Origin of the sequence: Photobacterium sp. GSS17 (assembly GCF_028621875.1) — a bacterium.
Classification (GTDB): Bacteria; Pseudomonadota; Gammaproteobacteria; order Enterobacterales; family Vibrionaceae; genus Photobacterium; species Photobacterium ganghwense.
The window spans coordinates 2,641,143-2,662,775 of sequence record NZ_CP117517.1 but is presented as its reverse complement, the minus strand read 5'-3'; the positions used below and the strand labels follow the sequence as shown (position 1 = coordinate 2,662,775).

At 51.0% G+C, this 21,633-nt stretch carries 24 protein-coding genes; 19 read left to right on the top strand and 5 right to left on the bottom strand.

Annotation, left to right across the window (positions count from 1 at the left end; translation table 11 throughout):
* Nucleotides 1-10: 10 nt before the first annotated feature.
* Nucleotides 11-1,054 (top strand): DUF4118 domain-containing protein, encoded by a 1,044-nt coding sequence (locus PGW97_RS11895; protein WP_273857392.1) that lies wholly within the window; start codon nucleotides 11-13, stop codon nucleotides 1,052-1,054.
* Nucleotides 1,055-1,080: 26 nt separating this feature from the next.
* On the opposite strand, the gene PGW97_RS11890 is transcribed toward PGW97_RS11895, so the two are convergent.
* Nucleotides 1,081-1,875, bottom strand: coding sequence for an AraC family transcriptional regulator (locus PGW97_RS11890; RefSeq protein ID WP_273857391.1), 795 nt, complete (start codon nucleotides 1,873-1,875; stop codon nucleotides 1,081-1,083).
* A gap of 225 nt (nucleotides 1,876-2,100) precedes the next feature.
* Here PGW97_RS11890 and PGW97_RS11885 point away from each other — a divergent pair, with 225 nt between their 5' ends.
* From PGW97_RS11885 to PGW97_RS11800, 18 genes are all read left to right on the top strand, one after another.
* Nucleotides 2,101-3,243 carry a multidrug effflux MFS transporter gene (locus PGW97_RS11885; protein ID WP_273857390.1) on the top strand — a complete coding sequence of 381 codons (1,143 nt, stop codon included), beginning with the start codon at nucleotides 2,101-2,103 and terminating at the stop codon, nucleotides 3,241-3,243.
* 166 nt (nucleotides 3,244-3,409) lie between these two features.
* On the top strand, nucleotides 3,410-3,898 hold the full coding sequence (locus PGW97_RS11880; protein WP_047887827.1) for a hypothetical protein: 489 nt from the start codon (nucleotides 3,410-3,412) through the stop codon (nucleotides 3,896-3,898).
* Nucleotides 3,899-4,241: 343 nt separating this feature from the next.
* Entirely contained in the window at nucleotides 4,242-5,078 is an 837-nt protein-coding gene (locus PGW97_RS11875) for a transcriptional regulator (RefSeq protein ID WP_273857389.1), read from the top strand.
* Nucleotides 5,079-5,080: 2 nt separating this feature from the next.
* Nucleotides 5,081-5,587, top strand: coding sequence for a FidL-like protein (locus tag PGW97_RS11870; RefSeq protein WP_047887825.1), 507 nt, complete (start codon nucleotides 5,081-5,083; stop codon nucleotides 5,585-5,587).
* A gap of 927 nt (nucleotides 5,588-6,514) precedes the next feature.
* Nucleotides 6,515-6,793, top strand: a complete 279-nt coding sequence (locus PGW97_RS11865; RefSeq protein ID WP_047887824.1) for a BMC domain-containing protein — start codon at nucleotides 6,515-6,517, stop codon at nucleotides 6,791-6,793.
* Between the two features lie 18 nt (nucleotides 6,794-6,811).
* Nucleotides 6,812-7,096, top strand: a complete 285-nt coding sequence (locus PGW97_RS11860; RefSeq protein ID WP_047887823.1) for a BMC domain-containing protein — start codon at nucleotides 6,812-6,814, stop codon at nucleotides 7,094-7,096.
* Nucleotides 7,097-7,109: 13 nt separating this feature from the next.
* Entirely contained in the window at nucleotides 7,110-7,388 is a 279-nt protein-coding gene (locus PGW97_RS11855) for a BMC domain-containing protein (RefSeq protein ID WP_047887822.1), read from the top strand.
* A gap of 100 nt (nucleotides 7,389-7,488) precedes the next feature.
* A complete protein-coding gene (locus PGW97_RS11850) occupies nucleotides 7,489-9,117 on the top strand; it encodes an acetaldehyde dehydrogenase (acetylating) (protein WP_273857388.1) in 1,629 nt (542 codons plus the stop codon).
* Between the two features lie 16 nt (nucleotides 9,118-9,133).
* Complete coding sequence (locus PGW97_RS11845; protein ID WP_273857387.1) at nucleotides 9,134-9,391, top strand: EutN/CcmL family microcompartment protein; 258 nt, start codon at nucleotides 9,134-9,136, stop codon at nucleotides 9,389-9,391.
* 12 nt (nucleotides 9,392-9,403) lie between these two features.
* Entirely contained in the window at nucleotides 9,404-10,546 is a 1,143-nt protein-coding gene (locus PGW97_RS11840) for a 1-propanol dehydrogenase PduQ (protein ID WP_273857386.1), read from the top strand.
* Between the two features lie 154 nt (nucleotides 10,547-10,700).
* On the top strand, nucleotides 10,701-14,114 hold the full coding sequence (gene cutC / locus PGW97_RS11835) for a choline trimethylamine-lyase (protein ID WP_273857385.1): 3,414 nt from the start codon (nucleotides 10,701-10,703) through the stop codon (nucleotides 14,112-14,114).
* A gap of 71 nt (nucleotides 14,115-14,185) precedes the next feature.
* A complete protein-coding gene (cutD, locus tag PGW97_RS11830) occupies nucleotides 14,186-15,154 on the top strand; it encodes a choline TMA-lyase-activating enzyme (protein WP_273857384.1) in 969 nt (322 codons plus the stop codon).
* 9 nt (nucleotides 15,155-15,163) lie between these two features.
* Nucleotides 15,164-15,778, top strand: coding sequence for a BMC domain-containing protein (locus tag PGW97_RS25195; protein WP_273857383.1), 615 nt, complete (start codon nucleotides 15,164-15,166; stop codon nucleotides 15,776-15,778).
* Nucleotides 15,775-16,428, top strand: a complete 654-nt coding sequence (locus PGW97_RS11820) for a phosphate propanoyltransferase (protein ID WP_217392232.1) — start codon at nucleotides 15,775-15,777, stop codon at nucleotides 16,426-16,428. Before PGW97_RS25195 ends, PGW97_RS11820 begins: the two co-directional genes overlap by 4 nt.
* Nucleotides 16,429-16,440: 12 nt before the next feature.
* On the top strand, nucleotides 16,441-17,127 hold the full coding sequence (locus PGW97_RS11815) for a hypothetical protein (RefSeq protein WP_273857382.1): 687 nt from the start codon (nucleotides 16,441-16,443) through the stop codon (nucleotides 17,125-17,127).
* A gap of 52 nt (nucleotides 17,128-17,179) precedes the next feature.
* On the top strand, nucleotides 17,180-17,587 hold the full coding sequence (locus PGW97_RS11810) for a DMT family transporter (RefSeq protein ID WP_273857381.1): 408 nt from the start codon (nucleotides 17,180-17,182) through the stop codon (nucleotides 17,585-17,587).
* Nucleotides 17,581-17,910, top strand: coding sequence for a DMT family transporter (locus PGW97_RS11805; RefSeq protein WP_047887814.1), 330 nt, complete (start codon nucleotides 17,581-17,583; stop codon nucleotides 17,908-17,910). Before PGW97_RS11810 ends, PGW97_RS11805 begins: the two co-directional genes overlap by 7 nt.
* A 227-nt stretch (nucleotides 17,911-18,137) precedes the next feature.
* A complete protein-coding gene (locus PGW97_RS11800; protein WP_047887813.1) occupies nucleotides 18,138-18,650 on the top strand; it encodes a glycine cleavage system protein R in 513 nt (170 codons plus the stop codon).
* 175 nt (nucleotides 18,651-18,825) lie between these two features.
* Here PGW97_RS11800 and PGW97_RS11795 read toward each other — a convergent pair whose 3' ends face one another.
* The 4 genes from PGW97_RS11795 to PGW97_RS11780 all read right to left on the bottom strand — a co-directional run bounded on the left by PGW97_RS11795 (nucleotide 18,826) and on the right by PGW97_RS11780 (nucleotide 21,612).
* Complete coding sequence (locus PGW97_RS11795; RefSeq protein WP_217392234.1) at nucleotides 18,826-19,242, bottom strand: MarR family winged helix-turn-helix transcriptional regulator; 417 nt, start codon at nucleotides 19,240-19,242, stop codon at nucleotides 18,826-18,828.
* 14 nt (nucleotides 19,243-19,256) lie between these two features.
* On the bottom strand, nucleotides 19,257-20,213 hold the full coding sequence (gene dmeF / locus PGW97_RS11790) for a CDF family Co(II)/Ni(II) efflux transporter DmeF (protein WP_273857380.1): 957 nt from the start codon (nucleotides 20,211-20,213) through the stop codon (nucleotides 19,257-19,259).
* A gap of 326 nt (nucleotides 20,214-20,539) precedes the next feature.
* Complete coding sequence (locus PGW97_RS11785; protein ID WP_273857379.1) at nucleotides 20,540-21,073, bottom strand: CueP family metal-binding protein; 534 nt, start codon at nucleotides 21,071-21,073, stop codon at nucleotides 20,540-20,542.
* Between the two features lie 14 nt (nucleotides 21,074-21,087).
* Complete coding sequence (locus PGW97_RS11780; protein WP_273857378.1) at nucleotides 21,088-21,612, bottom strand: cupredoxin domain-containing protein; 525 nt, start codon at nucleotides 21,610-21,612, stop codon at nucleotides 21,088-21,090.
* Between the last annotated feature and the right edge of the window lie 21 nt (nucleotides 21,613-21,633).

Sequence of the window (21,633 nt, the reverse complement as noted above, 5' to 3'; positions counted from 1 at the left end):
GTCGCTGATTGTGGAGTTTCGCCCCGGCATTTTTTCGTTCTCTGTGATTGCAGTAGCGCTGCTGATCAGTTGTCTGTCAGATTATCTGGCGGCATCGACGGCGGTTGTCCTGTTAATTCTGCAGTTAGGAGTTGTGCTGGTTGCTATGCGGGTGAACCGCCGCTGGGCATGTCTGGGAGCGATCTGCAGCGCGCTGAGTTTCAATTACTTCTTTACGGCTCCCCGATATTCTTTTCAGATGTTTCACCTGGAGGATGTCGTCAATCTGGGCGTGTTTCTGCTCGTCGCCCTCATCATCAGTCAGCTGGCCAGCCATTTTTGCCAGACCAATCCAGCCCGATCCCATCGTCATCGGTATCCGTTGCTGTCGGCGCAAGTCTCTTCCGAGCTTCAGACTTCCTTGGCTGCCGTAAATCGAGCGCTGGAGAAGATACATCGGGATAGCTCCGGGTTGAACTGGCGGCAGGTAGGGCTGCTGCATCAGGCGATAACCGAATCATGGCGGCTGCAGCGGCATCTGCAAACCCTCGGGCTGGCCCATCAGCTGGCGTTAGCCGTCAGGGGAAATACCCACGTTCAGGAGAAGAATGTGTCATCCGTTGCTATGGTACCTCTTCTGCACCGTGTCATGGCGCAGTTTCCGGGGTGCTGCCAGAGACTGGTTATTAATGCCAATACGGAGTTGCCCGCTGTTCAGGGGGATCCTGCGCTGCTGGAGCTGGCAGTGGCGAACGTGATGGACACTTTACTGGCCGCGGTAGCCGATAACACAGCTCTGTGTATCTCGCTGAGCGCTGAGTTTCATCCGGCAGAATCTGCCCTCGGGCTACCGGAGATGCTCACGGCGGAGTTCCAAGGCCCGTTTTCACATCATGCGTTCGACGAGGATCCGGACTTCCCGGCATCCGGTCTGGCTATCGCCCGTGCCATTATTCGGGACAGTCAGGGATGCTTTGAGCTGTTCCCTGCGCAGCCTGACAAAGAGAAAGAACAAGATACAGTGTTGCGTGTCTGGCTCCCGATCTCCCAAAGTCCCTGCTTATCAGTACGTTGAGGCTAGGCAGAGAAGGTTCAGCGGTGTTATCTCTGGGCTGTTCTGCTTCCAGAGTCGGCCATGTACTCTCGGGGTGGCAAGCCGGTCATCGACTTAAAAAAGGTTGAAAAGGCACTGTCTGAGCTGAAGTCCAGCGCCGCGGCAATGGTGGTCAGAGAGTTCTGCTCTGCCAGCATCTCGATGGCTTTGATCAGCCGCCATTGTTGTCGCCACTGCTGGTAGCTCATACCCGTCTCTCGGCGCATGATCCGACTGATGGTTTTTTCCGATGCGCCGGTGTGATCGGCAAGCAGTTTTAGGCTGGGGGGTAAGGTGTGGCTGGCCTGTGACGCGAGGTGTCTGAGGCGAGGATCGCGTGGCAGGGGTAACACTGTCGGCTCGCTGCGGGCCTGGTGCAGCTCATCAAGACACACAGCAAGCAGGTTGGCTGGCGGACCTTGCTCCCACCGAGTGGAAAAATCGGCCATCGCGATACGTTCCAGAACGGCCTGAAGTAAAGGGGAGGCCTCAAGCACCTCAACGGTCTCCGGCAAATCGGGAATCGCTGCGGTGTCGAGATAGACAGAGCGGTAGCCGACAGCCCCGGTAACCTCGGCGCGGTGTGGCAGCTCAGGTGGAATCCAGGCGATGCGGGTTGGTGGCAGCAGACAAATGGCCTCAGCGAGCGTGATGCGAATACATCCCCAGTGGGTAAACAACAGCTGGCCCATCGCATGATGATGCACCCCGGAATCATGCACGCCAAGTTCTGCCGCAATGCCCAGCACCTTGTTGTGAAAGCTATCCGGGTCAAAGGTGTCGTCTTTGTTTAACCATGCCATATGAGTGATACCTGGAATGTTGTCCGATTTTGTAAATAAGTCGTCCTGATTATTGTAATTTCCCTTTTTGCCTGATGCTACCTTGTGCTCGTAGAAAGACGGGCCCAAGGAGATGAGATGAAAATCTGGCACAACTATTCAGCTAAAACTAATGCACCTGAACAAAACGCACCCGAACAGAAGACTTCCCTCTGTTCTGCCGAATCGGTTAGGCGACCCTTGTCGATGGCATTAGTGATGGCACTGATGATGTTTCCGCAGATAGTGGAAACCATCTATAGTCCGGCACTGACGGGCATTGCGGCTGGTTTCGGGATCACCGCGGCTGAAGCGGCGCAAACTTTATCGCTCTATTTTCTGGCGTTTGCGCTTGGGGTGGTGATATGGGGATGGTTGTCGGATCGTATCGGGCGACGCCCTGCGATGCTGGCTGGTTTAACCCTGTATGCGGTAGCCTCTGTGTGGGCCGTATTCCTTACGAGCTTTCCGCTGTTGCTGGCTGCACGATGTCTGACTGCGTTAGGGGCGGCGACTGGCTCTATTGTGACCCAGACGATGATGCGTGACCGTTATACCGGTCGGCAACTGGCGCGGGTATTTTCGATACTGGGAATGGCAATCGCGGTCAGTCCGGCATTGGGGGTGATGAGCGGGGCATTACTGACCAGCCAATGGGGGTATCGCGGCGTCTTTATCGGGCTGGCGGTACTGGCGTCGATGCTGTTGGCGTGGTCAGTACTGCGGTTACCGGAAACTCGACCTGACGGTTATCACAAGGCTGCTTTCAAGAGCGTGTTTTTTACTATGCTGAGTGATACCCGGCTCTGGGGGAACGCAGTGCTGGTGGCGGTGTTCAATGTCTGTCTGTTCAGTTTTTACCAGCTTGCGCCGTTTATGTTCGCTCGTTTGGGTATGGAAACGGAAATCTTCGGGCTGGCTGGTATTGTGATTTCACTGGGCGTAGGCGCTGGTGCTTGGCTCAACAAATGGCTGCTGGCACGTCACTGGCCGGAAAAGCGAATTTTGCATCTGTCTGTCGGGTTTCTTGTGGTCGGCGGGGTAACAGTACACGTCCTTGATGGGCACATCAGCTTTGTGGCACCGGTTGTGCTGGTGGTCGCCGCATATGGCATGGCAATCCCTAATGTTCTGGCGGGAGCGTTAGTCAAATACCGAGCCTGTCAGGGGAGCGCCGGGGCGATATTCGGCCTGTTTTACTACTTGCTACTGGCGGGTGGTCTGATGTTAGCAGGATGGAGTCAGCATTTTTCTGCAGTTGTGGTAACCTGTGGGCTCGTCGCGTTTGGTGTGTTACAGATAGAGTCTCGGTTGCAAAATGATGCACAACCGGAGACAGATTTACCGTGAAAAAACGAGATGCGCTGAAGATTTCGGTCGAAATCGGGTGGATTCTTCGTAAACCTTGAACTCTGTCACTCTATTTAAATGAATTTTTGATAAAACGCATAGTTCTCTGAGGCAGGCGTGCATAATGTCTCAGTATTCTGTTCCATAGAAGTAAAAGGTTACCAATATGTCTGATGTACCAGTGTCTGTGGCAAAAGCTGCTGAAGTGATCCAGCCGGTGGCAGAGTCTTCCGGTTCGATCTGGGGCTATGTAGCGGGCGGTGTAGCCTTGTTGATCCTGGCCGGTTTCTTCGGCTACAAGAAAATCAACAAGCCAGCATTTATTATTAATCAGGTGAGAAAGCGTAACCTGAAAGAGATTCAGAAGTTAGGTATCGAAAACTCTGACTTCGTTAATGACTTAGATAAACTCCTGGTTTCTGTGCAAAGCTATGCTGAAGAGCAAGGCAGAACCGGTGGTGATGTGGTGAAACTGCTGAGCCCGCTGAATGATAAAGAGCGCATCAAAACTGCGCGCGATATGTATCAGTCAATGATTTACATTGCCAATGATATTCAGGACGCCTCTCTGGCGCGTGAATTTAAGAACAAAGCCAAGCAAGTTAAAGCCAGTTCACCTCTGATGGCTGGCCTGCTGAAGCGCGCCGGGATTTAATCTGTCCCGATATTGAGCTGATATTTGATAGAACGGCGTGTCCTGAACAAGGACGCGCCGTTTTTTTATGCTCTACAGTTATCTGCTGATTTCTTGCTGAAAATTGGGCGACGGAATGTGTACTCTGTGACCTTTCTGACAGATTGGCAAATTGCCAAACTGACCGACTGTTCTATTTTGATCTAAGTCATAACCTTGCTATAGGGGCAGGGCTAGTATTCAAGTCTGTTCTATTTTCCGTCACGTAAGTTCATCACTTTTATCATAATTATTCAGATGGATTGAAACGTCAGACGAAGGGAAAGGTAACTAAGCAAGCAATGTAACGGATTAGCTGATTACAATGAAGTATAAAATTAACGATTTCCTTTTTTATGATGTGACGGATGCAACTCTGAGTTTGAACGACTCAGGCGTTTCTGATACGCAGCTTTCAATAACAGCAAATGCTTTACTTTACTTTTTAATTCAGCACCCCGGCATTATCACTCGTGATGAAGTGATGAAAAAAGTGTGGGATGACAATGGACTGACATCATCCAATGGTAACCTTAACCAATATCTAAGCATGTTGCGAAAGGCGTTTCGATTCTATGACATCGACAATATCGTTGTTTCTGTTCCTCGGGGTCGGATTGAAATTAACCCGGATTTGGTTATAGAAATTGTTGATGATTGTCAGCTGCATCCTTTAATTCAGCAAGAAGAGGAAGACGGCACGGCAACTGAGCAACCTGTATCGCCGCTATTGTCTCCTAGTCCGAAAAAGCAACCGCTATTTGGTGAAGATTTACCACCTCAAACAGAAGAGCAGGAAAAAAACTGGCTGATGGCTAGCGCAGTACTGTTCACCGGGGCGCTGGTATTGCTCTGGACGGCGATCATTTCAGAACGTTCTATCAATATTTTGCAACTTAATCAGGTGCAAAATAGTGTTTGTGAACTCTTCTCAACAGAAAAAATGATCAATGACGAAATGCAGAAAAGTTATAACCATAGCTTTACGGCCGTCACAAATGCACTAGGTATCGAGTGCAATAAAGAACGCCGGTTTGTGTTTTACTACGGAGATAAGTTTCAGAATAAGGGATTAGGCAGAACATTTCTGGCTCAGTGTGCAAAAAATGAAAACAATCCTTATGCCTACTGTGATAATTATTTTTATTACTCATGGAAATAGTCATGACATCAAATAAAAGCGGAAGGATTTTTTTCTTTTATGCGCTAATTTTATTTCTTCTTTGTACCTTGCCTTTCTTATCCAAAGTGATTCCCGAAAACAGCGGTGAAATGCGATGTAGCGCTCGTGCCATCATGCACTTCGAGGATACCCAGACGGAAACCTTGAATGTGAATGTTCATTTCCGCTTTGCCCGTGATGGGGAAGGATCTATGGTGGTTGAAGGCTATTCTGATTCTAAAGCCGGTTGGCTGTATCTGCAGCGCTATGTCACCTTTAATTACTTCAGTCAGCGTGTATCTGATTTAGAGCGTGTTTATCAGGTGCAAAGCTGGAATGCGACTAAGTCTTCAATTGATGAGTCTCCTGACGTGTTGTTTGATTATTTCATGAGAGAAATGTCAGACAGTCATGACGCCCTGCAAATTAAAGTCCAGCAGCTCAACTATGAAACGGTATTACTTAGTTCACTGAACTCGCCGTTATTTGTTTGCGTGCTGGAACATTAAAGTCTGTTTGGTTTGAGAGAGCTGGTTTGAGAGAGAAAATTTGAATGGCTAGCGCAGCTGTATTTCAACATGCCGGAATAACGTTAAGGTGTTGTTAGCTGTTTCCTATGCTGAACTTTGCTTTTTCTGTTAATACGCCTTGAATTTTTCCACATGCGGCTTCCTGGACTTTGAGTTAATTGGATGTCCATTCACTTCGAACTTATCTTGATTTCCCCCCTATTTCCCCTGCCATCAAAGGCTTTTTCTATTTACTGGTCAGGTACAGTCAGGTTGTAAATACACTGGGTGGCGATTCCATCCTCCTCCAATCAATACGCTCAACCAATCTATTATTGCTTCCGAATCTATCCGCACAAACCTTATAAAAACCGAGATGGTCATTTCAGTGATTAACATCAGGCTGGTTCCTTTTGGCTGGTTGTTTTTGCTGTTCAGTACATTGGACATTGGACATTGGCTTTTCACGGTTTTGAATACCTTGTTCTTCATGGATGTATGTTGCTGCTTTGTAATATTACAGGGGCTTTTTGCTGCCAATTAATACGCAAATGTTACGCCATATAAAGAATAAATAAGGCGTGAAAAACGGCTGTTTTTTGCTCGGGAAAAAGTGTGAACCGAAGCACTTTTGTTGTGAATTTAGAGTTTTATTGAAAGCTGTGGAATGCAATTTAGCAGAGCAAAACGATAAATATGGGCGTCAATTTTTCTAAATCATGGAGTAATTACCTAAATTTCCATGATTGGTGGAATCAAATGCCATTTCTTTTTGTGGGGGAATATAGTCGTTTGCGTTGGCCGAATACGCTGCCTGAATGCGATGTATCAAATGCCATGAAAGATCTACCTGTCACATTCAGGCGGGGGTATTTCGGCCCAATTCCAATAACGAACGATGAAACCCTAGCTACGGAGGAAAGAAGTATGGGTGATGCATTGGGTTTGATTGAAACCAAAGGTCTTGTGGCGTGTGTAGAAGCCGCCGATGCCATGTGCAAAGCCGCCAATGTCGAGCTGATCGGTTATGAGAATGTTGGCTCAGGTCTGGTGACGGCCATGGTGAAAGGTGATGTGGGCGCAGTGAAAGCGGCGGTGGATTCCGGTGTTGAGTCAGCGCGTCGAGTGGGTGAAGTCGTGACGTCGCTGGTCATTGCCCGCCCTCATAACGATATCGACAAAATTGTGATTAAACACAAAGCCTGAGGAAGCAAGGAGATAACCATGAATGATGCCTTGGGACTGATTGAAACAAAGGGGCTGGTTGCGTGTATTGAAGCGGCCGATGCCATGTGTAAAGCCGCCAATGTTGAACTGATTGGCTATGAAAATGTGGGTTCAGGCCTGGTAACCGCAATGGTTCGTGGCGATGTGGGGGCAGTGAAAGCTGCCGTGGACTCGGGGGTGGAATCGGCTCAGCGTGTTGGTGAGGTCGTGACATCTCTGGTGATTGCCCGTCCCCACAGTGACATCGAAAAGATTGTTTCTCAGTACACCGTGACTGAATAAAAAGGAAAAACCTATGAAAGAGGCATTAGGTTTGATCGAAACCAAAGGGTTGGTTCCGAGTATTGAAGCTGCCGATGCAATGTGCAAAGCCGCCAACATTACGCTGATCGGTTATGAAAACGTAGGCTCCGGCCTGGTGACTGTGATGGTGCGTGGTGATGTGGGAGCTGTCAATGCGGCAGTGGAATCGGGCATCGAAGCGGCAAGAAAGATCGGTACGGTTGTATCGTCCCGAATCATCGCTCGTCCCCACAATGATATTGAAAAAATTGCGTCAAAGCACAAGGCCTGAGGGCATAGCTGCCGCAATGTGAAACACAGAAGGAGCCTTGCCAATCAGGGCAAGGCCACTCCAAAGCGCTATCGGCAGCAGAAAAGGATGAAAATTTACCATGATGCTAGATAAAGATTTGCAATCAATTCAGGCTGCGCGTGAATTGGTGAAAAATGCCAAGCAAGCGCAGGCACTGTTCGTGAAATTTACGCAAGAGCAGGTAGACCAGGTGGTTGCGCATATTGCTGCCGAAGCGGCGAAACACGCGGAAGAACTGGCGAAGCTGGCCCACGAAGAAACCGGTTTTGGGCGTTGGCAGGACAAAGTGCTGAAAAATGTTTTTGCGACCACGAAAGTACACGACCACATTCGCGCGATGAAAACCGTCGGGGTGATTGCTGAAGACCCTGTACGCAAAGTGATGGAAGTGGGGGTGCCACTGGGGGTCATTACGGCACTGGTGCCTTCAACTAACCCGACCTCGACCATTTTCTACAAAACCCTTATCGCCCTCAAAGCGGGGAATGCCATTATTTTCTCTCCGCATCCGAATGCGAAACAGTGCAGTCACAAAGCCATTGAAATTGTTAAACGCGCAGCACGGGAATCCGGTGCGCCGGATGGCATTGTTGACGGTGTGAGCCTGCTGACTATGCAAGCGACCGAAACTCTGATGAAGAGCAAAGATGTGTCTCTGATTCTGGCAACCGGTGGGGAAGGGATGGTACGTGCAGCGTATGCTTCCGGCACACCAACGATCAGCGGCGGCCCGGGCAACGGTCCGGCATTTATTGAGCGCAGCGCTGACATTGAGCAGGCGGTGAAAGATGTTATCACCAGTAAGACCTTTGACAATGGTGTGATTTGTGCGTCAGAGCAATCCATTATTGCTGAACGCTGCATTTATGAACAAGTTCATCAGGCGCTGATTAAACAAGGCGCTTACTTCATGAACGAGCAGGAGTCTGCATTACTGGCAGGTCGTCTGCTTCGCCCTAACGGCATGATTAACCCTGAATTTGTGGGACAAAGTGCTCAGACTGTGGCTGAAAAAGCGGGCTTTAGCGTTCCGGCCCAGACCACCGTCTTGATTTCTCATCAAACCACGGTATCGCCTCAAAATCCTTACTCACGAGAAAAATTGTGCCCAGTTCTTGGCCTTTATATTGAAGAAGACTGGCATGCGGCCTGTGATCGGGTGGTGGAGCTGTTAACCAATGAAGGTAAAGGGCACACCTTGGTGATTCATACCCAGAACCCGGAAATTGTCCGTCAGTTTGCTCTGGAAAAACCGGTGTTCCGTATGCTGGTTAATACTCCGGCCGCGCTGGGCGGCATCGGTGCGACAACCAACCTGACACCGGCTCTGACTCTGGGATGTGGTGCGCTGGGGGGCGGCTCAAGCTCAGACAATGTTGGCCCGATGAACCTGCTGAACGTCCGTAAAGTCGGCTACGGCGTGTGTTCTGTCGACGACCTGCGCCAACCGGTTGCTGTTGCTACCCCAACCCTGATACCGACTCACCATGCTACGTCTGTGGCAACGCAGGCTGCCTGCACTCGTCCAGTGAGCATTTTTGACGATGCGCGCTTTACCGGGGAGTTGTCAGCACCATCTGTGGCCCATACAGCCAATACGTCGATGGGAGGTGATGATCGTTTTGCTTGCGTATCACCTGTTGCTCACAACGAGATGAATGAATCCAGAGTTGAGCAGATTATCCGACAAGCTCTTGGCCGACAGTAACGGAAGGTAGCTGCTGATGATTCTTGCAACAGTAACAGGCCATGTTGTCGCAACGCAGAAATGCGACCAACTACGGGGATCCAACCTTCTGCTGGTGACTGCCCTGGGAGATGACCTCAAACCGATCAAAGACAGAACTTATGTCGCTGTCGACAGTGTGGGTGCCGGGGTGGCTGATCATGTGTTGGTTGAAGACTATTTTGCGCTTTACAAAGAGCAATACAAAGCGATGTCGATCGTCGCCATCGTCGAGAAGATCCACAAGGGATGTTAGGAAGAAACCACGATGAATACCTTTCAGATCAAGCCCACTCTTCATTTCGGCGCCGGGGCACTAGAAAGACTGACAGCGTTAAGCCATCAGCGCACTTTGATCATCACAGATCAGGCAATGGTGAAGTTTGGGCTGGTGGAGCAGGTGCGTCGCTACCTCTCCGGCACACCTGAAATGATAAGCCTGTTTGCCGAGGTAACGCCTGACCCTGACGTTGCAGTGATCTCTGCTGGCATGAAGGCTTATAAGGCGGCAGCACCGGATCTGCTTATCGCGATCGGTGGTGGCTCAGTGATCGATGCGGCAAAAGGGGTGCTGTACACCTTACACCAAGCCGGAGAACTGGCTGAAAAGCCGAAGTTTGTTGCAATTCCGACCACCAGTGGGACCGGCTCGGAAGTTACCGCCTTTTCGGTGATTAAGTCAGGAACCGAAAAATGGGCACTGGTCGATGACTTTATGTTGCCTGATCTCGCCATTCTGGCTCCCGAGCTGGTGGCATCGGTGCCGGCAGCAATCACTGCCGATACCGGAATGGATGTGCTGTGCCATGCCCTCGAAGCCTATGTGTCGAATCAGGCATCGGATTTCAGCGATGCGCTGGCAGAAAAAACCGTTCAACTTGTTTTTGCTCACCTGCCGGATTGTCATCGTAACGGCCAGGATTTGGTGGCCAGGGAGAAAATGCACAACGCTTCTTGTATTGCCGGTATGGCATTTACCAATGCTTCGCTGGGGATCACTCACAGCCTCGCTCATGCCTTGGGTGGCGGATTTCGGGTTCCCCATGGTCGTGCGAATGCCCTGCTGATGAGTCAGGTGGTGGCCTTTAACGCAGATTACCACGGCCAGTGTAATAATGCGGCGGCCTGTAAGTATGCGCGTCTGGCCAAGTTGCTTGGACTACCAGCCTCCGATACCCGAGAAGGCGTGATGAGCTTACTGGTAGCCATTGATGTGTTGCGTGAACAACTGGACATACCGGCCAGCATTGCCGCAACCGGTGTGGAGAGGCTGGCATTTGAAGCGGCGTTGCCAGCATTGGTGGCACAAGCACTGAAAGACAACTGTACCCCGACAAACCCGCGTAAAGCATCGGCGCTCGACATTGAGCAGTTATACCAACAGAGCTTTCGATCGGCGGCAACTCAGTGATGCGAATGCCAAGCGCTAGTGCCCAAAAGTGAACACAAAAAGCGAATACCAAGAGCTGATACCCAAAGCGACGACCGGGCGCTAACACGACACCCTAATACCCAGTGGCAGGTTGCAGCCTGCCATCGTGAAACAAAATTATAAGGAGAGGCCCATGGCCCACTATACCCTGACGCCACGCGTAAAAGTGCTGGCAGAACAACTGCTGGCCAAAAACAGCATCATCTGTGCGGAGCGAGCCAATATCCTGGCTGCTATCGGTGATGATATTGCCGGTATGCCGCCTCTGGTTAAAAAAGCCCAGCGCTTTAATCAGCTGGTCTCGGAGTTACCGATTTACATTGGTCAGGATGAACTGATTGTCGGCAGCCAGTCATCTGCGCTGCGAGGCGCGATTTTCCACACCGAAGAAGAGTTGAGCAGTGAATCTGTCTTTGGTTTTCTGCGCAGCGATGCCACGGGAACGCCTGACTACATGACCGTTATCAGTACCGGTTTTCAGGTACTGGAACAGCACATGGAGACGCGCCTGAAAAATATCGGTAGCGCGATCAGCCGTAGCGGCATGGATGAAGTCAATCAGGGCCGCGCGATGATCATGGCTTGTCAGGGGGCGATCTATTTTGCCAATAAACTGGCCGATACGCTGGCAACCAAAGCCAGCGTAGAGAGTCATCCTTACCGCAAAGCAGAGCTGGAAGAATCTGCGGCGATGTTACGTCATATTCCGGCTCAGCCTGCCCGGACATTCAAAGAAGCCTGTCAGGCTTTCTATCTGATTCAGCTATTGATGCACCTTGATAACGGCGGTTATGCCATTGGCAGCACTGGTTTTGATAAGGCGTTGTTTGGGTATTACCAGCGGGATATCAATGCCGGCCTCATTACTCCGGCGCAGGCGTATGAGCTGGTGGAATGCCTGTGGCTGAAACTGGCCGAGTTGTCAGAAGTACGTGCCGATCGTGCTGTTGACGGTTACCCGATGTTTGACTGGCTGGTTCAGGGCGGTCAGAACGGTGACAGCCAGATGGTACAGAATGAACTGTCCGCCATGCTGCTGGCGGCCCGGGATAACCTGGCGGCGTTAAATCGCTCTCTGACAGTCCGTCTGTATCAGGGCGGTGCCAAACCAGCGGAGGTTACACTGTGTAATGGCAATGTTCTGCCTGTCGATGAAAGCACTCCGGCGATGGAAGGACTGACCCCACGTATGCAGCGCCTTCGCAGTAACTACCTGAAAGCCAAACCAAGTGTGTCCATTTATCGGGCGATTGCGTTCACTGAAGTGACCAAGCAAAACCTGGGTTTGCCGCCAATATTGCTGCGAGCTAAAGCGTTCCGTAAAGCCTGTGAAACCGCCCCTTTGCTGATTCAGGATGACGAGCTGATTGTCGGTCACCCTTGCGGTAAGCCTCGAGCCGGAGCATTTTCGCCGGATATCGCCTGGCGCTGGGTTCGCGATGAACTCGATACCATGAGTACCCGCCCTCAGGATCCGTTCCTGATCTCTGAAGAAGATAAGAAAGTCATTCGCGAAGAGTTGGTGCCATTCTGGGAAGGCCGTTCGCTGGATGAAATCTGTGAAGCGCAGTATCGCGAAGCCGGTTTGTGGGAATTCAGTGGTGAGACATATGTCAGTGATTTGTCTTACCACCAGATTAACGGTGGGGGTGATACCTGTCCGGGCTACGACATTTTGCTGTTCACCAAAGGAATGAACGGCATTAAAGCAGATGCCGAAGCTAAGCTGGCAGCGCTGAGCATGGAAAACCCGGATGATATCGACAAGATCTATTACTACAAAGCGTCAATCGAAACCTGCGAAGGTGTGATGGCGTATGGCCGCCGTCTGGCTGCTCATGCCCGCGAGCTTGCCGCAAAAGAAATGAATCCGCAGCGTCGCGCTGAACTGCTGACTATTGCTGACGTCAACGAAAATGTACCGGCGAACCCGCCGAAGACCTTACAAGAAGCTCTGCAAAGTATCTGGACCGTCGAATCACTGTTTGAAGTGGAAGAGAACCAGACTGGCCTGTCGCTGGGACGTCTGGACCAGTACTGCTACCCGATGTTCCGCGCGGATATTGACTCGGGGCGTTTGACGCACGAACAGGCGCTGGAAATGATGCAGGCCTTTATCATCAAGTGTGCCGAGCTGATGTGGATGTCGAGTGAGTTGGGGGCGAAGTATTTTGCCGGTTATCAGCCGTTCATCAACCTGACCGTGGGTGGCCAGAAGCGTACCGGCGGTGATGCGACCAACGATCTGACGCTGCTGATCATGGATGCGGTGCGCTTCGTGAAGGTATATCAGCCATCTCTGGCCTGTCGTATTCATAATCAGTCACCGCAGCACTACATGGAAAAAATCGTTGATGTCGTCAAAGCGGGGATGGGCTTCCCGGCCTGTCACTTCGATGACTCCCACATCAAGATGATGCTGCGCAAGGGTTACGACTTTGAAGATGCCCGTGACTACTGCCTGATGGGTTGCGTTGAGCCGCAGAAGTCTGGCCGAATTTACCAGTGGACCTCTACCGGTTACACCCAATGGCCAATTGCGATTGAGTTTGTGCTGAACCGTGGCCGCATGGTGCTGTTTGACAGCTATCAGGGACTGGATACTGGCGATCTGAATAGCCTGACCAGTTTTGAAGCCTTTGATGCCGCAGTGAAAGAGCAGGTGGCATACATCATCAAACTGTCGGCCATTGGTACGGTGATCAGCCAGCGTGTGCACCGTGATGTGGCACCCAAACCCTTGATGTCTCTGTTGGTTGAAGGCTGTATGGAGCAGGGCAAAGACGTCAGTGCCGGGGGCGCCGTGGTGAACTACGGTCCGGGGCTGATCTTCTCCGGCCTGGCAACCTATGTCGACTCCATGGCAGCGATCCGCAAGTTGGTATTCGAAGACAAGAAATACACCCTGGAGCAAATGCGCGATGCGATGCTGGCCAACTTCGACGGTTATGAAGAGCTGCGCCGTGACTGTCTCAATGCGCCGAAGTTTGGCAACGATGATAACTACGCCGATGAGTTCGCGCTGGATATCACCGAGTGGACTGAGCGCGAGTGTGGCAAGTACCAGATGCTTTATTCGCGTCTGAGCCACGGCACGCTGTCTATTTCAAACAACACCCCGATTGGTGAACTGACCAACGCCACTCCGAATGGTCGTCTGGCCTGGATGCCGCTGTCTGATGGTATCAGCCCGACGCAAGGGGCGGATAAGCACGGCCCGACCGCCATCATCAAGTCAGTGAGCAAGATGAATGTGGAAACCATGAACATCGGCATGGTGCACAACTTTAAGTTCCTCAAAGGGTTGCTCGACACGCCGGAAGGTAAAAATGGCCTGATCACCCTGCTGCGTACTGCGTCCATTCTGGGTAACGGCCAGATGCAGTTCAGTTACGTGGATAACGAAGTACTCAAGAAAGCCCAGAAAGAGCCTGAAAAGTACCGCGATCTGATTGTGCGGGTGGCCGGTTACAGCGCTTACTTTGTTGAGTTGTGTAAAGAAGTTCAGGACGAAATCATTAGCCGTACTGTACTGGAAAAATTCTAACCCAGAAGCGGGGGCCGCTATGGCTCCCGCTGTAAAAACACTGCCTTCAGACGCAGTGAGGAGTAGTCACAATGACTGGGACAGCACAAGTGAGCAATGGCAGCGAGCTGAAAGGTCGTATTTTCAATATCCAGAAATATTCCATTTATGACGGTGACGGCATTCGCACACTGATCTTCTTTAAAGGGTGCAACCTCCGGTGTGACTGGTGTGCTAATCCAGAAGGACTGAGCAGCAAGTTTCAGGTGATGTGCAGTCACGATAAGTGTGTGTCTTGCGGTAAGTGTGCTGATGTTTGTCCGGCTGGGGTGCATGTCATGACCACGGATGCCGAAGGCAACAAGGTGCACAAAATTGACCGCAATGTGGACTGTATCGGTTGTCGTCAGTGTGAGGAAGTTTGTATGGGTGGCGCACTGGATGTCATGGGTAAAGATGTCACGGTTGCCGAGTTGATGGCGGTGATCATGCAGGATTATGACTTTTACATGTCATCCGGCGGTGGCGTGACATTGGGGGGAGGCGAGCTGAGCTTGCAGACCGATTTTGCCGCCGCCCTGCTGACTGAATGCAAAAAGCAGATGATCAATACGGCAATTGAAACCCAGGGTACCACCAGCATCGAGAATTACGAGAAGCTGGCCACCTGCACCGATCTTTTCTTATTTGATATCAAACAAATATATACCGACCAACACCGCCAGCTCTTTGGTATTGGTAACGAAGGGGTGAAGCGCAATCTGGAGCGTCTGGTTGAGCTGGGTGCCAACATCGTGATTCGCATGCCGCTAATCCGTGGTTATAACGATTCTTACGATGCCATTACCGGTGCTTTTGAATATGTGATGGAACTGGCCAAACGCGGCAACATTCAGCGAATTGATGTCCTGCCATACCACCAGTTTGGCAAAACCAAATACGACAAACTCGACATGATTTATCCGATTACGCAAGACATCGGTTACAGCAACGAGGAACTGGATCAGCTCAGCACTTTCTTCAAGCAGTTTGATTTCGATATCCGCCTGGTAAGGCATTAAGGAGGCGCTATGACAATCAGTCTTGGTGTGATTGAAACGATAGGGCTGACTGCGGCAATTCACGCCGCAGATGCAGCCTGTAAAGCGGCTGGGGTTTCTCTGACCGGCTACCGCAAAGTCGGCTCTGGTCTGGTTTCTATTTACTTACAGGGGGAAATCAGCGCAGTTAAAGTGGCGGTCGATAGCGGTGTTAAAGCGATAGAAAACCAAACCGATGTAACGGCCGCGATCGTGATGGCCCGGCCGGATCCCAGTGTGTTGGCAATGCTGGAAAACGCCGGTGGTTGTGTCACCGAAGCGGAGCCTCTGAGCAGTAGCGTGACGCCGGAAACTGACCTTCCAGGGGGGGACGTTCTTATCCAAATACCGGAGGCCCAAGCAGCCGAACATCTGGCGCAGATGGCTCAGGAGGCCGGCACTCAGAATGCCGAATTCCAGGGGCAGGCGAGTAAGGAGCCTTTGGATGCCAGCAAGGTGGATACCGTGAAAGCAGAAGCGGCCAAGATGGCTTCTCCTGTATCGGCATTGGCTTCAACTCACGCGAAAGTGACCACCAGCCGTTCAACTTCCACTCGGCAGAAAAAAAGTGCGGGCCAGGTTAGTTCACGGGGAGGCAAGTCATGATCAACGCAGCGTTGATGACGCAAATTGAACAGCGTTTAACGGTATTACCACAGCGGTGGTCAGCAGGGCAGATAGCAACGGAGGTTGGCATTCCGACTGGTGTGTCAAATCGCCATGTTCATTTGTCTCAGACGGATATCGAGGCCTTGTTTGGCCTGGGCTATCAGCTGACCCCGCTCAAGTCCCTGCGTCAGCCGGGACAGTTTGCGGCCAAAGAGTGCGTGATGGTGGTTGGCCCTAAAGGTTCGATAAGTAAAGTGCGGGTGTTGGGCCCCGCTAGGGCTGAAACACAATTGGAAGTCTCAAAGGCGGACTGCTACGCCCTGGGGATCAAAGCGCCGGTTCGTGAATCCGGTGACCTTTACCAGTCAGCGGATGCCTTACTGGTTGGCCCGGCAGGGCACGCCAATCTTCAGTCCAAGGTGATTTGTGCTCAGCGTCATATCCATATGTCGCCGCAGGATGCGCGGCAATTGGGCGTACAGCATGGCCAGAAGGTGAAAGTGCGGGCCGGTGAGCAGTGTGGTCTGGTGTTCGAGCAGGTTGTGGTACGGGTGAATGAGCGCTTTGCCCTCGAATTTCATATTGATACCGATGAAGCCAACGCCGCCGGGATTCGGTCGGGGGATCCTGTTTATCTGGTCGGTTAGAAGGAATCGCGGATGGATGAGCAACAACTTCGGGTCTTGGTTGACCGCATATTGGCCGAGCAGCGTGCTCGCACGTTAATGATAGTCACACCGGCAACGGGCTATCGTTCGGAAATCGCCGCCCGTCTCCGCCAGTGGGAAAGCATCCGATGGGAAATCCTTGCCTGCGAGGGGACGGAAGAGGAGTTGGTGGTGCTGGACGGAATAGGACAGCCTGTCCAGTGGGACGGTAAGTTACCGACAGAGTGGCTAGAGCGCTTTGACCAGATCGTGATGCCGTTTCTCGATTTTGCCACCTTGGCGGAAATCAGCCTCGGTGTGTATCACAGCCCGGCCAGCCAGCTTTGTCAGTATGCCCTGATGAAGGGGATTCCGGTCTTTGCTTTTGATTACCAATGCAATCCGGCCAGTGAGTTGAATCAGTTAGTGGGACTGGATCGTAGCCAAGCCATGGCGGCACGGGTTGTGTCTCAGCTGGCTCAAGTCAGGGCCTTGGGAATGATTACCGGCACTCTCTCACAGGTCGAGGCGGCTATTAACGGCAAAGACGTGGCAGAGTCCGAGTCGTCTGAAATCAGTAAACCTAGCGGGTATATCACCCTCAGTGACGTGAAAAAACGGGGCGTGGGGACGTTTACGCTTCAGGACAATCTTACCGATCTGGCAGCGGAATACCTGAGAGAACAACAACAATCGTAATTTTTAAATCCAAACGTTAGACAATTTTATTACTTAAATTTAGGAGCTTCCTATGTCTGAATCGATAAAAAAATGGCTATGGATGGTGCTGGTCATTGCATCTGAAACCTCAGCCACCTCAACCCTGAAAATGTTTGATACCAGTGAGGGATTTACTAAAACTGCCCTGCTTGCGGTCATTGTCTTGCTGTACATCGTGTGTTACTACGCGCTGTCCCAAGCGGTGAAATATTTGCCGGTGGGTCTGGCTTATGCGACTTGGTCCGGTACCGGTATTTTGCTGGTTTCGACACTGGGGATGCTGTTCTACGGTCAGCACCCTGACATGGCCGCTATGATCGGGATGACTATCATTGCCTGCGGCATCATCATTATGAACTTATTCTCGAAAATGGGCGAAGAAGAAGCGGAAGACACGCAACGGGTTGTCGCGGATAAAGAAGGAGAAGCACAATGTTAAATGCAGGCGTACTATGGTTGGCACTGTCAATTTGCTCAGAAATTACAGGCACTTCTTTTATTAAAAAAACCAATAACTTCCGTAAACTTGCACCATCACTGTTGGTGATCAGTGCTTACAGTATCTGTTATTTTGCTCTGACAAAAGCCATGGGATACATTCCTGTTGGAATCGCCTATTCACTTTGGTGTGGCTTCGGGATTATTGGTGTGACCATTTTCTCTATGGTGCTTTATAAGCAAAAACCTGATTTTCCTGCAATTATTTCAATGGGCTTAATCATTACCGGCGCAGTGATCATGAACATGTTCTCTCAGATGTAGTGATAGTTGCCATAAAAGATACGATCGAAAAGCCAGTGCTCGTCGCTGGCTTTTTTGTGGTTTTGTTTTTCGCGGCCTCGCAGCAACCTGCATAATATCAGGATTGCCGGATTTGGCGGGGGAAGGTTTGTCCGGCAATAGAGAGGCAAATCACGGCAGGAGAGCGACTTGCTTGCTAGTCTGAGTAGGACAAGCAGCATTTAAGCTACGTTGTAGAGGGGGCGCCTATGAATACTTTATTAACCGTAACACTGGCGGGTGAAGATCACCCTCAACTGATCAATACCCTGGCCGCGAAAACCCATGAGCTGGGGGGCAAGTGGCTGGTCAGCAAAATAAACCGCCTCGACAATCAGGTCGTCGGTATTCTGAAAATTGACTTGCCGACAGAGGCGGTGCCTGCACTCAAGCAAGCCTTTGCTTCTCAGTCGACGCTGGATGTGCGAGTGATAGAGGCGTTAACGGCACAGGCGCAAATCAAAACGGATCATGTGATGATGAAAGTGGAGTCGGCGGATCGGCCGGGTCTTGTTCATGATCTGACGCATATTCTCGATAACATCGGGATCGGTATTGTGAAAATGGAAAACCACCGAATCGGGGTACAGGATATCGGGAAAACGTTGTTTTTTGCCGAGTTACATCTCGATGTGCCGGTTGATATTGATACCGAGCAGCTGGTGGAAGCACTGCAGCAGGTGGAAGAGGGCATGCGAGTCAGCATCCTAGAGAATGCCTGATGCCTGATGCCTGATGCCGAAATAGACAGCGGCGTGAGACAGGTCTGAAGACCAAAAATACACAAAGAGCCTGATTATTCAGGCTCTTTGTGTTTGTGATAGGACTGATATTTTTACATCTCAGCGGTGAGTGACGGGTGAGTACCAACAGACTCGTTATATGGAGTGTGCGCCGCTAAAACTCTTTGTTGATTGCGGTCAGACACGCCAGCAGGTGCTGACGGTCAGTATCACTCAGCTTCGCTGTCAGATCCTGAGTCAGGCTCAGGTGAAGCTGGTCATGCTCCTGATAAAGCGCTTCGCCTTCTGCGGTCAGATCGACCAGAATCGAGCGACGGTCAGATTCATGAGGACGCCGCTCAATCAGCCCCATCTTGACCATTTTGTCGACCTGAACAGTCAGTGTTCCGGTCGTGACCCCCAGCTTGTCTGCCAGCTCTTTCATCCGCATGGCACCGTGGACACCCAGAATCTCAACCACATGCACCTGCGGCAGGGAAAACCCTTTGCCACGCACGACCGATTGCTCCCAGGAAGAGAGCTTTTCATAAAACTCGATGATGGTGTGGTTTAACTGTTCAATGTCTTTCATTCGTATCCCGTACCTCAGTGTGGCTCCCGACACTGGTTTACCTCAATGGTGAGGTGGCTGATTTTATCGAATTCTGTCAGTAATTGCTTGTATTCCTGAGCAGGTTTCGGGTGTTGGGTAACCAGCGAAATCACAGCAGCATAATGATCGGCGCTGACTTTCCAGATATGCAGATCGCAGACCTGGTTATCGTCGGCCGCTTCAAGGGTATCAATCATGCGCTGCTGATAATGGGGATCGATGCTGTTGTCGAGCAGGATAGGGCTGGTTTGTTTGATCAGCCCGAACGCCCAGCGTGAAATAATCAGTGCACCGACGATCCCCATGACGGAATCGAGCCAGTTCAGGCCGAGGTATTTACCCAGAACCAGCGCGATGATGGCGAGTACCGAAGTCAGCGCATCGGCCAGAACATGAAAGTAGGCCGCCCGCAGGTTGTGATCTTCATGCTCATGCTCATGCTCATGCCCATGTTCAAGGTGATGATGGTGAGAGTGTGTATGGCCATGAGGGTGATCGGCGTCATGAAGAAGGAAGGCACAGACCACATTCACGATCAATCCGATGACGGCCACCAGGATCGCTTCGTTAAAATGGATTTGTGCGGGGCTGAACAGGCGGTGCGTAGACTCAACCAGCATGATCAAAGCCACAATGCCCAGCGCAATTGCACTGCTGAAACCGCCTAGCACACTGACTTTGCCGGTACCAAACGAAAAAACCGGGTTGTCGGCATGCTTGCGGGCATAGCGATAGGCAAACAGTGTAATCAGAAAAGCGGCAGCATGCGTCCCCATATGCCAGCCATCCGCCAGCAGCGCCATGGAGCCATAAAAAGTCCCGGCAAGAATTTCCGCGATCATGGTGATGAGGGTGAGCAGAAAAACCCAGAATGTTCGTTTTTCACCCAAAATATTGTTTTCTGCAAAATCATGGCGGTGTTGCCAGGATGAGAGATCGGTGCGGTGCATGCTTGGATACCTGCTCTTCAATGAAAAAGAAAATGGCGCACTCGAATAAGTATAGTGGTTTGAGTGCAATATAGTTTGAACATCAAAGTATATTGGTTTTATTTATTTTGACTGTCAAATATTTTGATTTGCAAATTGATGGGGATGTTAAGCACATTGTGTTTCTGAAGGGGATCGTGATGTACGCTTTTTAAGGGAAAAATGCGGCGATAAATTAAAAAATGGCGGGATAACGAAGGGAAAAGGGCGAAATTCCGCCCTTTGATTTTGGGATGAGTACTCCTGAACCCGGAGGTTCAGCATATGCTCAATATGCGGATTATTCGCTACAGCAATTGCATGGTTGTGATGCAAGTGCGGCTGTTGGCATCGGTACTCAGCACTTCCGATGCTGTCTTCCCTTGGTAAGTGAAAGTGAACTGGTAGCGATGGTCTTTTGGCAGCCAGAAATCAATGAATCCGTCTTTCTGCGTGCGAACCATGCCGGACTGAATCACCTCCTGAGTCTCGGCATTGGTGATTTTGACCATCATGGCTTTTTCCACCATTTCGCCCTGACAACCGGTCGGGACGTGGAAAGTACAGCCGTGGGTGACGTCTTCATATGGCGCGACAGAAAGCAGGAACTGGTCGCCGGTTGGAATTGTGGCGCTGGACTGGTCGGCAAAACTGGCTTCAATCCGGTCGGGATAAACTTTGACGCTGGCTTCACCGGTATGGTGCCACTGGTGTGATGCTTCCAGTGCGTCTTCGGCAGACAGCTGGCGAAATGTGTCGGCTTGTGTCTCGGCATAGGCCTGAGGGGCAGACAGTGACAGTAGGGTAGCGACGATCAGTGGGTAACGGGATACGAGGTTCATGTGTGACTCCCTGATTATTTCAACACGGTATTACGTTTCATACCGGCTTCCGAATGGCCGGGAATGTTGCAGGAGAACTCAACAAAGCGCTCTCCCATGAAATGCCAGCCCATCTCGGCGCTTTCTCCCGGAGCCAGCGTGACTGTGGTGCCGTCATGGTGTTCCATATTGGGCATTTCGCGCATCATGTCACGGTGTTTGGCCTGCTCATCAAGGCTGCCGATGGAAAACTCATGCGGGATTTTACCTTCATTTTTAACCATGAAATTCACCACATCGCCCTGTTTCAATGACAGCGCTGGCTCAAAGCGCATTTTCATGTCATCGGTCAGGATGACCTGATAAGTTTTGCTTGCCTGAGCCGCTGGTGCAGGCATGCCGACGGATGAGGCCATCTGACCATGGCCTGCCATATCGTGACCAGCCATGCCATGATCACTCATGCCGTTCATGTTGCTCATATCATGATGGCCACCAGCGGCCAACGCATTACCGGCTGCCAGAAGAAAGGCCAGAGAAAGCAGTTTTGTTGATGTCATGGTAACTCCTTTACCCGGCAC

What these genes read in the sequence shown, in the direction of transcription:
- PGW97_RS11890 (WP_273857391.1), bottom strand. Translation starts at nt 1,875, where the DNA reads ATGGCATGGTTAAACAAAGACGACACCTTTGACCCGGATAGCTTTCAC.
- PGW97_RS11885 (WP_273857390.1), top strand. Translation starts at nt 2,101, where the DNA reads ATGGCATTAGTGATGGCACTGATGATGTTTCCGCAGATAGTGGAAACC.
- PGW97_RS11880 (WP_047887827.1), top strand. Translation starts at nt 3,410, where the DNA reads ATGTCTGATGTACCAGTGTCTGTGGCAAAAGCTGCTGAAGTGATCCAG.
- PGW97_RS11875 (WP_273857389.1), top strand. Translation starts at nt 4,242, where the DNA reads ATGAAGTATAAAATTAACGATTTCCTTTTTTATGATGTGACGGATGCA.
- PGW97_RS11870 (WP_047887825.1), top strand. Translation starts at nt 5,081, where the DNA reads ATGACATCAAATAAAAGCGGAAGGATTTTTTTCTTTTATGCGCTAATT.
- PGW97_RS11865 (WP_047887824.1), top strand. Translation starts at nt 6,515, where the DNA reads ATGGGTGATGCATTGGGTTTGATTGAAACCAAAGGTCTTGTGGCGTGT.
- PGW97_RS11860 (WP_047887823.1), top strand. Translation starts at nt 6,812, where the DNA reads ATGAATGATGCCTTGGGACTGATTGAAACAAAGGGGCTGGTTGCGTGT.
- PGW97_RS11855 (WP_047887822.1), top strand. Translation starts at nt 7,110, where the DNA reads ATGAAAGAGGCATTAGGTTTGATCGAAACCAAAGGGTTGGTTCCGAGT.
- PGW97_RS11850 (WP_273857388.1), top strand. Translation starts at nt 7,489, where the DNA reads ATGATGCTAGATAAAGATTTGCAATCAATTCAGGCTGCGCGTGAATTG.
- PGW97_RS11845 (WP_273857387.1), top strand. Translation starts at nt 9,134, where the DNA reads ATGATTCTTGCAACAGTAACAGGCCATGTTGTCGCAACGCAGAAATGC.
- PGW97_RS11840 (WP_273857386.1), top strand. Translation starts at nt 9,404, where the DNA reads ATGAATACCTTTCAGATCAAGCCCACTCTTCATTTCGGCGCCGGGGCA.
- cutC (WP_273857385.1), top strand. Translation starts at nt 10,701, where the DNA reads ATGGCCCACTATACCCTGACGCCACGCGTAAAAGTGCTGGCAGAACAA.
- cutD (WP_273857384.1), top strand. Translation starts at nt 14,186, where the DNA reads ATGACTGGGACAGCACAAGTGAGCAATGGCAGCGAGCTGAAAGGTCGT.
- PGW97_RS25195 (WP_273857383.1), top strand. Translation starts at nt 15,164, where the DNA reads ATGACAATCAGTCTTGGTGTGATTGAAACGATAGGGCTGACTGCGGCA.
- PGW97_RS11820 (WP_217392232.1), top strand. Translation starts at nt 15,775, where the DNA reads ATGATCAACGCAGCGTTGATGACGCAAATTGAACAGCGTTTAACGGTA.
- PGW97_RS11815 (WP_273857382.1), top strand. Translation starts at nt 16,441, where the DNA reads ATGGATGAGCAACAACTTCGGGTCTTGGTTGACCGCATATTGGCCGAG.
- PGW97_RS11810 (WP_273857381.1), top strand. Translation starts at nt 17,180, where the DNA reads ATGTCTGAATCGATAAAAAAATGGCTATGGATGGTGCTGGTCATTGCA.
- PGW97_RS11805 (WP_047887814.1), top strand. Translation starts at nt 17,581, where the DNA reads ATGTTAAATGCAGGCGTACTATGGTTGGCACTGTCAATTTGCTCAGAA.
- PGW97_RS11800 (WP_047887813.1), top strand. Translation starts at nt 18,138, where the DNA reads ATGAATACTTTATTAACCGTAACACTGGCGGGTGAAGATCACCCTCAA.
- PGW97_RS11795 (WP_217392234.1), bottom strand. Translation starts at nt 19,242, where the DNA reads ATGAAAGACATTGAACAGTTAAACCACACCATCATCGAGTTTTATGAA.
- dmeF (WP_273857380.1), bottom strand. Translation starts at nt 20,213, where the DNA reads ATGCACCGCACCGATCTCTCATCCTGGCAACACCGCCATGATTTTGCA.
- PGW97_RS11785 (WP_273857379.1), bottom strand. Translation starts at nt 21,073, where the DNA reads ATGAACCTCGTATCCCGTTACCCACTGATCGTCGCTACCCTACTGTCA.
- PGW97_RS11780 (WP_273857378.1), bottom strand. Translation starts at nt 21,612, where the DNA reads ATGACATCAACAAAACTGCTTTCTCTGGCCTTTCTTCTGGCAGCCGGT.